Source organism: Pseudomonas sp. Q11, assembly GCF_024494355.1.
GTDB classification, from domain to species: Bacteria; Pseudomonadota; Gammaproteobacteria; order Pseudomonadales; family Pseudomonadaceae; genus Aquipseudomonas; species Aquipseudomonas hefeiensis.
Genome location: NZ_JAKNQY010000016.1, coordinates 73,094 through 86,789, shown reverse-complemented (window position 1 = coordinate 86,789; position 13,696 = coordinate 73,094). Strand labels below are relative to the sequence as shown.

Genomic DNA, 13,696 nt, shown 5'->3' with positions numbered 1-13,696 from the left:
CGCAGTATTAACGGTCGATAGGGATAATCTTTTATCGAGGCCCAACGGAGAGGCAGATGATATGAATGGCGCCTGCCGTGACGGACCCAATAATGAACAAATGCCCGCGCAGCACGGCCTTCCACGAAGCGGGTCATGCCCTGGCTTTTTGGTGGAACGGCCAACCGATAAAACGCATCACTGTGCGTACCAAGGTCGAGGCCCGCACGGGGCCCCTGTTCGACCTGCGCGGCAACCCGCAATACGCAGAAGGGTTGGTCGAAGGTGACTACCTTGTCCCACGTCCCGCCTTCGACGCCCCGGGGATCGCTGAATACCTGCCCTCGATGGTCGATGCCATTGAACGTGACTTGCTCAATTGCTTCGCGGGGCCCGTGGCCGAAGCGGTCTACCGGCACCGCAGGTCCGACCGGCTGATCAGGGGCAGCGGCCGGGGAGACCTGGACCGGGGGCACGAATTGATCAGCCTGTTGCCACCGCGCAAGCTACTTGTTGCCGAATCCCAGGCCATCGCCCGCAGCAGTTGTCTGGTGCATCGTTACTGGCCTGCTGTGTGTGCGGTGGCGAATCTTCTGCAAGCGCGAGGCATGGTCGAAGGCCACGTCGTGACGGCGCTGTTGTGTGAGATCACCGGGGAGTCGCCCAGCTTGCTGGGCAATGGGGTTAAAAGCCTTGATTCGCGAGCGGGAAGCCGCAAAGGCGTCGATCTGTTCGCAGCGCCACTCACCTAAGAAAACGATGAATCCGTGGCCCATCAACATGTCCAGTATGTCGGTGGTCGAAGACATGGTTGTGTTGGCGCTGTTTGAGGAGATTTTGGCGCAATTATGGCGCGGTTCTCAGAACTGCGCCATTTTTGGATGAAAGAAGTGGCGCAGTTTTTGACGAACTGCGCCACAGCTCATCGCAGCAGAGGGATGTATTGCTCCCGACGGTCGGGGCTACGTTATGGCTACCTCCAAACCCAATGCTGCCCCGCTTCAAATGGGTGGCATTGGGCGGGGATGCAATCGATGCCGGTGATGGGCATGTATCGTTTCATAGGTAGTACCTCATTCAATTGAAAGGAGCTACCTCGTTAATCGAGTCGCCAAACCCGAGTCACCATTGGGCGACAAGGGACTATAGGGTGCCCCGTTCGAGCATTACAAGATGTCGCTTTCCGAGCTTCGTGTAGGACCTTTGCCTGTTGGCGGAGACAAGTCGGTGGCGAGGGCGCTTGCTTCTGCTTGACCGGGCTGGTGCTCCAGTGCGGAGCGTTCACAGCAGGGGCTGCTGCGCAGCCCAGCGGGAGCAAGCTCCCTCGCCACAGGGGTTTCGAACAGCCTTAAAGTGGGGGAGCGACTTGAAGGCGCTGGGGATCCTTACCGGCGGGGGCGCGGCTCTGTTACAACGACTTTATTCGCTTCCACGAGTTGCCCAGATCATTTGCGCGAAATTGTGGAGGGCTGACTACACTGCGATGGTCTTCTTCGTTTATCCATTGGTCGTGAACCCATATTGGCATCTGGAAAATTCGATAAGGAGCATCGATGTCATATTTTTTCATTTGCGATTTGGCGCATCTCAGTCGCTCAGAAAAAAAGCTGACGCCGCAGATGCTGGCATCCAGAGTCTGCCCGGCGTGTGGCCGCAAGCTGAAGGCCACCTTTACGCGGAAGACTTATGTCTCGGATCATCCGGTACTCAAGTCCGCCTACCATCCGCGAGCGAAGGTGCCGATTACCCGTCTTTTCGGGACGCAAGACAGAAGCGACTCCAACACCACCTCTGCACCAATGGCCATGCAGTCGACGGTTCCTGTGCCGTCCTTTTCACCGCCAACTTTGCCTGTCACCTCTTTCAATTCTTCGTTCTCTCCTCCTACGTCGCCGTTTTCCTCTCAATCGCCACCCGGTTCACAGGTAGCGTCCTCCATGTTTGCCAGCACATCCGCAGCCTCTTCATCTATACCCACGCTGGAACAGAAAGTCTCAGCCAGCAATGCCTACGACGAGTTCAGCAGTTCATTGCACCAGGGAAACCTCTTGGTGGTGGAAGCACAGTCGCAGGCGCAGATGTATCAGAAACTCCACGAGGCCAATTACCTTTTCCTCGCCAGGGACGGACAGTTCAAGGCTTATCGAGCCAATATCGGCAGCTTCTGCGATGACGAAACGGTGCCTGAACCGGGCTTGGTAAAGTCGAACCCCGCCAGCGGTAACCGGCAGGGGCGCAAGGTTGTTCTAGGGCGAGATGAGATTTGCTACGAGGATGGCTCTCTTTATTTCCAGAAAGGCAACATTACCTATCCTGACTATTACGTGAAGCTGGACAACCGGGTTTTCGCCATAGAATTGAAGACCCCTCGCTGCGCGAAGCTCTCCAGCTTCCTGTCCGATTACTTCATGCAGGCGCACAGGTTCCATGACTCGCGAAGTGTGAAAGATGAGCTGGATTATCGTCGAGGAATTATCGATGGATCCGTCGATCAGGTCATTCTGTTCGACCTCAGCAACATCACCCAAGGAGACCCTTTGAAGGACGTCTACAACTTTGTCAAAAGCTCGCTGGCGAACCAGGCGTGGTTCAGCAAAAATATAAACAGGTTTATTTTCGCTGGCGACCGGGAAGCCGTCATCGAATTCAAACCGGTGCTGTATTCAGAAATAGAAAGTGCAGTGAAGCTGCACGGGAAAAATGACGGACGGGTGGTATTGGCGAGCGGAAGGCAAGTAGGGCTTAGCGCGTTTTTTCCTACATCCAAATAAATAAGAAGGGCTGTAAACTGCTTCGGATGGCGTGTTACTAGAGACTTGCGTGCTTCATGTCACAGAAGGGGCTGCTGCGCAGCCCAGCGGGAGCAAGCTCCCTCGCCACGAGAGGGGGGCGTCGCGGATGACCTCAGCCTCGGTGCCTGTGTCGCTGCAACTGCCGCTGCACACATTGGCGTTGCTGAACTGTTCAGGGATCAGTGCCGAGGGTGGGGATCGGCTGGCCAGGTTGCCGGCTCGTGTGATGGGGCCAGGTATGTCGGCTGACTCTAGTCACTCATGGTCCCGGCGCAAAAAACGCTTGCGGCAAACGCGCGGTATCTTTTTATGCCCAACAAAAAGCCCAGCTATTTGCTGGGCTATCAAATTTCTGTTTTGTGCTGGTTACGCGCAGTGAGGGACCTTCTCCACTTCCCTGTGAATCTGTTCCCCTTTAGCAATCTCAGCTGTACGTAAATCATACGCAGTCTGCAGATTCAGCCAAAACTGCGCTGACGTTTCCAATGCGGCGGCCAAGCGCAAAGCAACATCGGCGCTGATGCTACGGCGCATCAAGACAATGTCATTTACGGTGGGGGGCAGAAACGTGCAAAGCCCTTGCAAGCGCAGCTGCGGTAAGGCCAAGCGGTTCCAGATACTCTTCTTTGAGAATTTCTCCAGGGTGTACGGGCCTCATGCCATTCTTAAACATGACTGACCCGCATCACGCCGAGCCCCATCGTGAACGACCAGCTCTTTACCAGTTATAACTCAGCTTCGCGGTGACTTCGCGGCCCGGGTTGTAGTAGTTCGCGGTCCCCGAACCAACCACATGTTGCTCATCCAGCAGGTTACTGACGTTAATCGCCAGGTCAGTGCCTTTGAAGAGTTTGTAGTTGAAGGCCGCATCGAAGAGCGTCGTGCCATCGCTGGTGCCGGTGTTGGCCGCGTCGAAGTAATAGGAACCCACATAACGTGCGCCCAGGCCAACGCTGACATCGGTGTCGGGGATGTTGTAATAGCTCCACAGCGATGCGGAGTGTTTGGGGGCCGTGGCGAACTCATTCCCTTTGAGTGAGCTGCCGTCGTACAAAGTACCGCGCAACACTTCGGACTCCATGTAGGAGTAGCCACCCACCAGGCTCAGGTTCGGGGTCAGCTCAGCCTTGGCTTCCAGGTCCAGGCCGCGCACACGTGATTCGCCAACGGTTTGCTGCTCGATGACACCGCTGGGCAGTACAACGGCGATGCTGACATTTTCCTGGGTCAGGTCGTAGACGGCCGCCGAGAACAATGCGTCCATACCGATGGGCGCATATTTCACACCCACTTCGTATTGCGTGCCCGTCTTCGGGACAACGCCAACCGTTGGCGGCGAGACCGACTCGACCATGCTGACGTAGGTGGAAACTTCGTCGTTGACGATGTAAGTCAGTGCGCCGCGATAGGAGGTTTCCGAGAAGTTATCCGACTCTTTTACGTTGTTGATGTCGGTACTGGACAGATCCAGCGAGTCGTTGCGCACACCGGCGGTGACGATAAAGCGCTCGTAGAAGGAGAGGTTCTGCTGCAGGAACACGGCCTTGGTTTTCGTGTCGAGCTTGTTGTTGCTATAGGGTGCTACTGCGCTTGGAACACCTGTGAACACGGGGTTGGCCAGGTCGATGGAGCCTGTCGTGGCGTATACGGAGCGTTCCTCAGTCGAAGAATCGCCATACTCCACGCCCACCAACGTACTGCTGTCGATGTCTTTGAAGCGGGCATCGTATTGCAGCATCAAGTTGCCGTTCAGTTGCTCGGCTTCGCTGTCAGTGCCAAAGATATAACGCGGGATCGTGGTGCCGGTGCGGGTAGGGGAGTCGCTGAGGAACACATAGCCGAAATCATCGGTCAGTTCGCTGTAGCGCAGGTTACTGCGCAGCACGAACCCATTGTCGAAATCATGGCTGAAGGTCCCGCTGATGTTGGTGCGCTCGACGTCGTGGAAGTTGTAGCTGGGCTCACCGTAGAACTTGTCACGGTCGTATTCCTTGTCCAGCGGGTAACCGCCGCTGTTGGGCGAGCTTTGGGTTTTCAGGTAGTCCACGATCACGGAGGCGGAGGTGAAGTCCGTGGGTGACCAGGTCAGGCCGCCCATCAGGAACTTGTTGTCGTCCCGTGAGTGGTCGTACTCGCGATCACTGTCTTGCATCTTTGCCGTGAAGCGACCGGCCACGGTTTTGTCTTCGTTCAGCGAGTCCCCGACGTCGATGCCGGATTCGACATGGTCGAAAGAACCGTAGGTGACGTAGCCCTGGCCGAACTTGTCGAAGCGTGGCTTCTTGCTGACAAAGTTCACCGAGCCGCCCGGGTCAGCCGGGCCGAACAGCGTCGAGTTGGCCCCGCGTATCACCTCAACTCGCTCATAGGCGAAAGGCTCTTCGCGCACACCGCGCATCGAACCCAAGGTCAGGCCGTCCCGATAGGTCGTGGCCTGGAAGCCACGGATCTGGAAGTAATCGTTGCGGTCGTCAGTGCCGTAATAGTCAGTAATGACCCCCGGCGTGTATTGCAGCAGCTCTTCGGTCGTGCTCACGCTGCGTTGCTTCATTTCCTTGTCGGTTACCACGGATACCGAGGCGGGCGTGTTGAGGATGCTGGTGGCCACCTTGCCGCCGACCCAGAGTTCCTGGGCCACCACCGAGTTGGGATCTTCGGTGCCGTCGACCCTGGCCTTGGCGTTGACGAGGATGGGCGCGAGGCGATACTCCTCGAGTTCTCCCTCTGCCTTGGTTTGTGGCGTCAGCAAGTAAGCGTTCGGGCCCTGTTGCTGTATCGCGATGTCGCTCCCCTGCAACAACGTTGACAGAGCTTCGGACGTATCGAGTGTGCCGCTCACGCCCCGGGTATTGCGGTTCGCTACGCTTGAGGCGTCGAAGGAAAGACTGATACCCGCCTCGCGCGCAAAGCGGTCAAGTGCCGGTGCCAGCGGGCCGGCAGGAATGTTCCACGGGTGAACCTGGTGGGTCTGATCAACGCTCGAGGATTGCGCCAGGGATGGTAGCGCGTAGCTGCTGAGGATGACGCCAAAGACCGCACCGTGTAGGGCACGATTCAGTAGATGACGCTGTGAAACCGGGGACGCACTCATTGACTCGCTCCGTGAAAGGGGATCGGCAGATCGGCCTGTATTTCAGCCTTTCTTACATGCCGAACGAGAATGAGAAATCACCTCATTTATATTTCATATTGGCGCGCGACGGGAAAAGGGCTTAGCTGGCGGCGCTCAACGTCACCCAATATTGGGTTCGATAATCAATCTGTAAGTGCAGCGACTGCGCAACCAATGCCAGGACCTGATCCGTATCGGCGAGCTGAAAGGTGCCGGAAACGCGTAGACCCGAGACCTCTTCGGTGCATCGCAACAGGCCGGGGCGATAGCGCGACAAGGCCCCAATGAAATCACCGAGGCGCATATGGCGTGCGCTGATCACCCCGTCACTCCAGCTCCATACATCCAGGCCGTTATCCTTGAATTCACGAACGCCATTTGAGGTGAACAGCCGCTGATTGCCGGCCTGGACGGTGTCGTTCACCGCAAGGGCTTGTCTGGATCCAGGAAATACGCTGACGGCGCCGCTCTGCACCGCGATGAGGGTCCCGTCGTCACGCTCGTACGCCAGGAACCGGGCATTCTGGGTGCGTATGATTGCGTCGCGGGTTTGTACCCAGAAAGGACGCGGTTGAGCCGAGCCCGCATCGGCGCCGGTATTCACGATGATTTCGCCGCGCCGCAGAATGATCAGACGCCGCTGTTCGTTGAAATAGCTGTCGACCGCACTGTCGCTGTTGAGCTGGATAAGGCTGCCATCATCGAGTTGGAAGCGTCTCTGCTCGCCGGTCCTGCTGTGCTGCTGTGCAAGCATGGCCGGCAGCGGTGTGTAGTCGCGGCCCAGCCAGGTCGCGCCACCCAACGTGGCCAACGCACCCAGTAGCTTCAGGCTTTGGCGCCGATGCATGCCTGAGCGGGCGCCCTTGAGGGTTTGCCGGGCCAAACCAGGTGGAACGCCCGCGAAGTCATCGCCAAGGGTTTCTACCCGCTGCCACGCTAAAAAATGCTCCGGACGCTGCCGCAGCCAGTGCTCGAAAGTCCTCTGTGTTCGCTCATCGGCTGGATTGAAACGCAGGCGCACCAGCCAGTGGATCGCCTGGTCGACCACGGCCGGGTCCAGCACCTGCGCTTCACTGTTCGGCATAACGCAAGCGATAGCAGTGTTGCAGGGCCTTGGCCAGGTCGCGTTCAACCGTCGAGCGGGAAACGCACAGTTTTTCGGCTATTTGCTGGCAGGTCAGGCCGTCCAACTGAGCGAGTAGAAAAGCCTGGCGAACTCTCGGTTTAAGCAGGTCGAGCAGGCGGTCTATGCGCTCAAGGCTATCAAGGATCAGCAACCGTTCTTCTTCCGAGGGGGCCGCTTGCGGAGGGAGCAGCGCGAGGCTCTCGAAATAGGCGCGTTCGAGTTCGCGACGGCGATACCGATCGATCATCAGTCCACGGGCGATGCTGCTCAGATAAGCCCGGGGTTCACGCAAGGGGCTTATTTGACGGGACTTGAGCAGGCGGACAAAGGTGTCCTGCGCCAAATCCGCTGCGCTTTCGCGACATCCGATGCGCCGGCTCAGCCAACTGTGCAACCAGGAATGGTGACTGCGATAGAGCAGCGCGAGATCGGCATTGCCCAGAGTGTCGTTGCTGCGCATCAGCATCTCGGAAAATACATAATTGATAATGAATCGCATTATATTCAGGCCGAGTACGTTAGAGCAAATGCCCTCTTGCGACGACGCCATCGTGTGTTCGGTGCTGTGCGCGGTCCGCTCGACGTGCCGGTCTTCTCGCTATCACCTCCATGGGGCACCCTCACCCATCGGGCTAAATTGAGCCTCAAAGGGGAATGTGGGTTGTCGACAAGACCTGGCGCAACCCCATGAACGAGCGAATCTGGCGAACTCCGGGCAGGTAAAGCAATTGCTCCGCGTGGAGCCGGTTGAAACTGTTGCTGTCCTTGGTTCGTATCAACATGAAGTAGTCGAATTCCCCCGTCACCACATGGCATTCCATGCAGCCGGACACCTTTTGCGCCGCGGCTTCGAAGGCTGCGAAGGATTCCGGCGTCGAGCGGTCCAGCACCACGCCGATCAACACCACCATCCCTGCATCGAGCGCTTGATTGTCCAGCAACGCGACAATGTCCTTGATCAGGCCCGCCTGCTTGAGGCGTTCGACTCGTCGCAGGCAGGCCGGCGCGCTCAGTTTCACCTTCTCGGCGAGCGCCACGTTGGAGATAGAGGCGTCTCGCTGCAGGGTCTTGAGAATGGCGCGGTCGGTCCGGTCCAGCGGGGGCGGCTCCGCGCCTGGGGTGCCGGGTTTGTTGTGGTTATTTGTTGCGTTCATGTTGGTTTCTGCACAATAAAGATATGTTTAAAGTGGTTATTAATTATTTATATTTCTTTAGTTGATTGAAACTTGCAACACATATTTTCAGCTTTGTTCTTAATATTGAACTCATCGGAGCCCCTCTGAAAGAACCTGGAACGCAGCCTTTTTTGCCTTTCGGTCTGGCGCTTGGATATTCAATAAACAAGGAGCAGAGTCATGAACCTGAATCGCTTTAAACGTTATCCGCTGACCTTCGGTCCTTCTCCCATCACGCCCTTGAAACGCCTCAGCGAACACTTGGGCGGCAAGGTCGAGTTGTATGCCAAACGTGAAGACTGCAACAGTGGCCTAGCCTTTGGCGGCAACAAGACACGCAAGCTCGAATACCTGATTCCCGAGGCACTCGAACAGGGCTGCGACACCCTGGTGTCCATCGGCGGAATCCAGTCGAACCAGACCCGCCAGGTCGCTGCCGTCGCCGCACATCTGGGCATGAAGTGCGTGCTGGTTCAGGAAAACTGGGTGAACTATTCCGATGCGGTGTATGACCGCGTTGGCAATATCGAGATGTCTCGCATCATGGGCGCGGATGTACGACTGGACGCCGCCGGGTTCGACATCGGCATCCGGCCCAGTTGGGAGAAGGCCATGGACGATGTGGTGGCGCGGGGTGGCAAGCCGTTCCCGATACCGGCGGGATGTTCTGAACATCCCTACGGCGGCCTCGGGTTCGTCGGCTTTGCCGAGGAAGTACGGGAGCAGGAAAAACAACTGGGGTTCAAGTTCGACTACATCGTGGTCTGCTCCGTGACCGGTAGTACCCAGGCCGGCATGGTCGTCGGTTTCGCCGCGGACGGCCGTTCGAAGAACGTCATCGGCATCGATGCCTCGGCCAAGCCAGAGAAAACCAAGGCACAGATACTGCGTATCGCCCGGCACACCGCTGAGCTGGTGGACCTGGGGCGTGAGATCACCGAAGACGACGTGGTGCTCGATACACGCTTCGCCTACCCGGAATATGGGTTGCCCAACGAAGGTACGCTGGAAGCCATTCGTCTGTGCGGCAGCCTTGAAGGGGTGTTGACCGACCCGGTGTATGAAGGCAAATCCATGCACGGGATGATTGAAATGGTCCGCCGTGGCGAGTTCCCCGAAGGCTCGAAAGTGCTTTACGCACACCTGGGCGGGGCACCTGCGCTGAACGCCTACAGTTTCCTGTTCCGCAACGGCTGATCAACGCCAATAACCTGTAGGAGCGAGTTTGTTCACGAAGCGCTGGGTCAGTTGGCATCCATGTTGAATGTCACGACCTCATCGCCGTCCGGAGCAAGTTGCTCCTGCCAAGCCGCCGGGAGTACCGCCATGCATGCGATATCTCAATCCGCAGTCTGGATCAAGGAGCCTTCGGCGGATGCCGGAGTGGTCATCGTTACCAGCACCGCGCTGCCCAAATACATGATCGACAAGCTGCACGTGGCGATAGATGACTGGGACCAGGTGGCTTATCTGGCCGTCAAGCAATCCGAGGCGTTGATGGTCGACTGGTTGCGGGTCGGGTCTGGCCCGGAACAATCTGCTGGGGGCTACATGTGTTATGCCAGCCAACTGTTGCACTGCGTCTCCCACGAAAGTTTTTTACTGGATGTCGAAGTCGGCACGGTTCCCGGCTTGACCTGGCTGGGGTCCGTGCGCGGTCACCCGTTGCGCGTCGTCGAACTGGGAGCGATAGCCTCATCCACCGCAGCGATGGATCAACAGGTAGAACAAGTGCTTTCGGCGACCCGCCGTCTGGCAAAAAGCGTGCTGCAGGCGCGCGGCGTCATTTAGCCAATGTCTGCGCCAATTCACCTGTTGAATCAATCACCAAACAACAAAGGCCATGCCTATGAGCCAAGCTGCCGGCTGTCGTACCAACGTCCTGAAGTGGGTGCGCGAGCCTTCAAATTGCACACGTGTCGTGGTCATCGCGTGCGGGCTTGATAGCGATCACATTGATTTGATCCATCAGGGGTTCAGCTGTTTTGACAATGTTGCACTGATCCATATCGATGCTGTGAACACGCTGCCTGGCCATCTCTCTGAAGTGCGAGTGGCCAAGGCTGACTACTGTTTTGTAGTGCTCGGTGAACTGGATGAGCGTTTATTGCGCGACCTTTCCATTGGTCAGCCCTGCATCTACTCGATTGCTTCAGACGGGACGGCCGAACGTTCGATTATTGCGGCGGTAGAACAGGTGAAAAGCCTCGCCCGGGTGAACCGTTCGCACCACCTTGAAGTGTTACCCGACACCTGCAGGAGTTGCTCATGAGCGCGTCCGATACCCAGACCCCATTGCCGGGCCAGACAGCTGAAGATGAACAGGAAATGGCCGAGTGGCAGGATGCGCTGCTGTCCGTTATCGCCCACGGTGGCAAGGTCCGAGCAAAACAGATCCTCGACAGGCTGGTGGCCTTGGCCAGCACTTGCGAGATCGGTTGGCGGCCCAGCCACGGCACGCCCTATATCAATACGATCAGCGTCGAGCAGCAGCCGGTGTTTCCGGGCGACCTGGCGCTGGAAGAGCGACTGGCGTCGATCATGCGCTGGAACGCGCTGGTCATGGTCGCCAGGGCCAACCAGGCCTATGGGGAACTGGGTGGCCACATCGCCAGTTACGCCAGCGCCGCCGATTTGTTTGAAGTGGGCTTCAACCATTTTTTCAAGGCGCGCACCGACACGCGTGGCGGTGATCTGGTGTTTTACCAGCCGCACTCGGCACCGGGCGTTTATGCGCGGGCCTTTCTGGAAGGGCGTCTCGAGGAACAGGATCTGCAACATTATCGGCAAGAGATCAGCGCACGTGCCAATGGCGCTCGGGGTTTGTCGAGCTACCCGCACCCGTGGTTGATGCCGGACTTCTGGCAGTTCCCGACGGGCTCGATGGGCATCGGTCCGATCAGCTCGATCTACCAGGCGCGGTTCATGCGGTATCTGGAGCACCGCGGCCTGCAAAATACCTCGGGGCGAACCGTCTGGGGGGTGTTTGGCGACGGTGAAATGGATGAGCCGGAAAGCATGTCGGCATTGACCCTGGCGGCGCGTGAGGGGCTGGATAATCTGGTGTGGGTGGTCAACTGCAACCTTCAGCGCCTGGACGGTCCGGTGCGTGGCAACGGTCGCATCATCGATGAGCTGGAGTCTCTGTTCGGCGGGGCCGGCTGGAACGTCATCAAACTGGTCTGGGGCTCCGACTGGGACGGATTGTTTGCCCGGGATAAAGACGGTGCGCTGGTCCGGGCATTGTCGGCAACGGTCGATGGCCAGTTCCAGACGTTCGCGGCCAAGGATGGGCGCTTCAACCGCGAGCATTTTTTTGGCCAGGACGAAGCCCTGGCGCATTTGGCCCAAGGCCTGACCGACGAACAGATCGACCGCCTCAAGCGCGGTGGTCATGACCTGGTGAAAATCTTTGCCGCGTATCAAAGCGCAATGCTCGAGGGCAAGAAGCCTACGGTCATCCTGGCCCAGACCAAGAAGGGCTTCGGCATGGGCGACGCCGGGCAGGGCAAGATGACCGTGCACCAGCAGAAGAAACTCGATAATGGGGCGTTGATCGCATTCCGCAACCGTTTCAACCTGCCGTTGACCGATGAACAGGCCATCTCGCTGAGCTTCTGCAAGCCGGGCGACGACAGTGCCGAAATGCGCTACCTGCATGAACGCCGCCGTGCGTTGGGCGGTTACATGCCTACGCGACCGTCGACCTGCGAGTCATTGGTCGTACCCGATGTAGACAGCTACGCCGGGTTTGCCATCGCCGCCGAAGGCAAGGAAATTTCCACCACCATGGCCTTCGTGCGCATGCTCAGCGGATTGCTGCGGGACAAGCAATTGGGGCCGCGAATCGTACCGATCGTGGCGGATGAAGCGCGTACCTTCGGCATGGCCAGCCTGTTCAAGCAGATCGGCATCTACTCCAGTGTGGGGCAGCGTTATGAGCCGGAGGACATTGGTTCGATCCTGAGTTATCGAGAAGCCTTGGACGGGCAGATTCTCGAAGAGGGCATCAGCGAGGCCGGCGCCATCAGTTCCTGGGTGGCCGCCGCGACCAGCTACTCGGTGCATGGCCTGCCGATGTTGCCGTTCTACATCTATTACTCGATGTTCGGCTTCCAGCGCATCGGCGACCTGATCTGGGCAGCGGCGGATCAGCGCGCTCGCGGGTTCCTGCTCGGCGCGACTGCAGGGCGCACAACCCTGGGCGGCGAAGGCTTGCAGCACCAGGACGGTAACAGTCACGTGATGGCGTCGATGGTGCCCAACTGTCGCGCCTACGATCCCGCGTTCGCCGGTGAGTTTGCGGTGATTCTGGATCACGGCATGCGCCAGATGCTGGAGCGTCAGGTCGACGAGTTTTACTACGTCACCTTGATGAACGAGAACTACCCGCAGCCCAGCCTGCCCGAAGGTGTCGAACAGGCGATCATCAAGGGCATGTATGCATTTGCCCGGCATGAAGTGACGAATACGCGCGGCACCGTGCAATTGCTGGGTTCCGGCACGATCCTGCGCGAAGTCATTGCCGCCGCCGAGTTGCTGGCCCGCGACTGGAGCATCGACAGTCAGGTCTGGAGCGTCACCAGCTTCACCGAGCTGGCCCGGGATGCCCGGGAAGTGGAGCGCTGGAATCGCCTGCATCCTGGCCAACCTGCCAAATGCAGTCATGTTCAAGAATGCCTCGACGACTCGGCACCGATCATTGCCTGTACCGATTACGTGCGCGCCTTGCCCCAGTTGATCGCCAGTTATCTCGAGGCCCGTTACACCGTGCTCGGCACCGACGGGTTTGGCCGCAGCGATACCCGCAACCAGCTGCGCAGGTTCTTCGAAGTGGACCGCCACCAGATTGTCTTGAGTGCGCTGACCTCACTGGTCCATGAGGGGCTTCTGGACGCCAGTGTCTGTGCCGAGGCGATTGCGCGCTATGCCATTGACGTTGACGCAGCAGTCCCTTGGGACGCTTGAAACCGACTTCAGACAGAATCGAAGTTTCAGGAAAGGGTTATGAAGTGAATCAGTTTGCAGTGATGTTGGCTGTGCCGACGCCTTCGCGAGCAAGCCCGCTCCCACACTGGAACTTCGGCAGACAAAAAAATTGTGTTCAGCACAGGTCCCCTGTGGGAGCAAAGCTTGCTCGCGAAAGCGGTGTATCAGTTTGCGATGCTGTTGGCTGTGCCGACGTCTTCGCGAGCAGGCTCGCTCCCACACTGGAACTTCGGCAGACAAAAAAATTGTGTTCAGCACAGGTCCCCTGTGGGAGCAAAGCTTGCTCGCGAAAGCGGTGTATCAGTTTGCGATGCTGTTGGCTGTGCCGACGTCTTCGCGAGCAGGCTCGCTCCCACACTGGAACTTCGGCAGACAAAAGAATTGTGTTCGGCACAGGTCCCCTGTGGGAGCAAAGCTTGCTCGCGAAAGCGGTGAATCAGTTTGCGATGATGTTGGCTGTGCCGACGCCTTCGCGAGCAGGCTCGCTCCCACACTGGAACTTCGGCAGACAAAAGAATTGTGT

10 protein-coding genes and 1 pseudogene are annotated in these 13,696 nt (G+C 58.1%); 6 read left to right on the top strand and 5 right to left on the bottom strand.

Translation table 11 applies throughout. From position 1 onward, the window contains the following. Positions 1 to 92: 92 nt before the first annotated feature. Together MA884_RS17660 and MA884_RS17655 are read left to right on the top strand one after the other, a co-directional pair. Positions 93 to 731, top strand: a complete 639-nt coding sequence (locus MA884_RS17660; RefSeq protein WP_256231700.1) for a hypothetical protein — start codon at positions 93 to 95, stop codon at positions 729 to 731. Positions 732 to 1,532: 801 nt separating this feature from the next. Beyond that, positions 1,533 to 2,750, top strand: a complete 1,218-nt coding sequence (locus MA884_RS17655; RefSeq protein ID WP_256231699.1) for a hypothetical protein — start codon at positions 1,533 to 1,535, stop codon at positions 2,748 to 2,750. Positions 2,751 to 3,137: 387 nt separating this feature from the next. Here the strand turns inward: MA884_RS17655 and MA884_RS17650 are convergent. From MA884_RS17650 to MA884_RS17630, 5 genes and pseudogenes are all read right to left on the bottom strand, one after another. Next, a pseudogene (locus MA884_RS17650) lies at positions 3,138 to 3,444 on the bottom strand (HigA family addiction module antitoxin). A gap of 45 nt (positions 3,445 to 3,489) precedes the next feature. Continuing rightward, positions 3,490 to 5,862 (bottom strand): TonB-dependent siderophore receptor, encoded by a 2,373-nt coding sequence (locus MA884_RS17645; RefSeq protein ID WP_256231698.1) that lies wholly within the window; start codon positions 5,860 to 5,862, stop codon positions 3,490 to 3,492. A gap of 121 nt (positions 5,863 to 5,983) precedes the next feature. Next, positions 5,984 to 6,967, bottom strand: a complete 984-nt coding sequence (locus MA884_RS17640) for a FecR domain-containing protein (protein ID WP_256231697.1) — start codon at positions 6,965 to 6,967, stop codon at positions 5,984 to 5,986. Further along, positions 6,954 to 7,469 carry a sigma-70 family RNA polymerase sigma factor gene (locus MA884_RS17635; RefSeq protein WP_256231733.1) on the bottom strand — a complete coding sequence of 172 codons (516 nt, stop codon included), beginning with the start codon at positions 7,467 to 7,469 and terminating at the stop codon, positions 6,954 to 6,956. Before MA884_RS17635 ends, MA884_RS17640 begins: the two co-directional genes overlap by 14 nt. Positions 7,470 to 7,653: 184 nt before the next feature. After that, positions 7,654 to 8,163: an Lrp/AsnC family transcriptional regulator gene (locus tag MA884_RS17630; RefSeq protein ID WP_256231696.1), complete on the bottom strand. Its 510-nt coding sequence runs from the start codon at positions 8,161 to 8,163 to the stop codon at positions 7,654 to 7,656. Positions 8,164 to 8,364: 201 nt separating this feature from the next. On the opposite strand from MA884_RS17630, the gene MA884_RS17625 reads away from it, so the two are divergent. From MA884_RS17625 to mdeB, 4 genes are all read left to right on the top strand, one after another. Next, positions 8,365 to 9,381, top strand: coding sequence for a 1-aminocyclopropane-1-carboxylate deaminase (locus MA884_RS17625; protein WP_256231695.1), 1,017 nt, complete (start codon positions 8,365 to 8,367; stop codon positions 9,379 to 9,381). A gap of 129 nt (positions 9,382 to 9,510) precedes the next feature. Continuing rightward, positions 9,511 to 9,975, top strand: a complete 465-nt coding sequence (locus MA884_RS17620; RefSeq protein WP_256231694.1) for a transketolase — start codon at positions 9,511 to 9,513, stop codon at positions 9,973 to 9,975. A gap of 58 nt (positions 9,976 to 10,033) precedes the next feature. Next, positions 10,034 to 10,456 carry a hypothetical protein gene (locus tag MA884_RS17615; RefSeq protein ID WP_256231693.1) on the top strand — a complete coding sequence of 141 codons (423 nt, stop codon included), beginning with the start codon at positions 10,034 to 10,036 and terminating at the stop codon, positions 10,454 to 10,456. After that, entirely contained in the window at positions 10,453 to 13,152 is a 2,700-nt protein-coding gene (mdeB, locus tag MA884_RS17610) for an alpha-ketoglutarate dehydrogenase (RefSeq protein ID WP_256231692.1), read from the top strand. The genes MA884_RS17615 and mdeB overlap by 4 nt, the downstream gene beginning before the upstream one ends. The last annotated feature ends 544 nt before the right edge of the window (positions 13,153 to 13,696 follow it).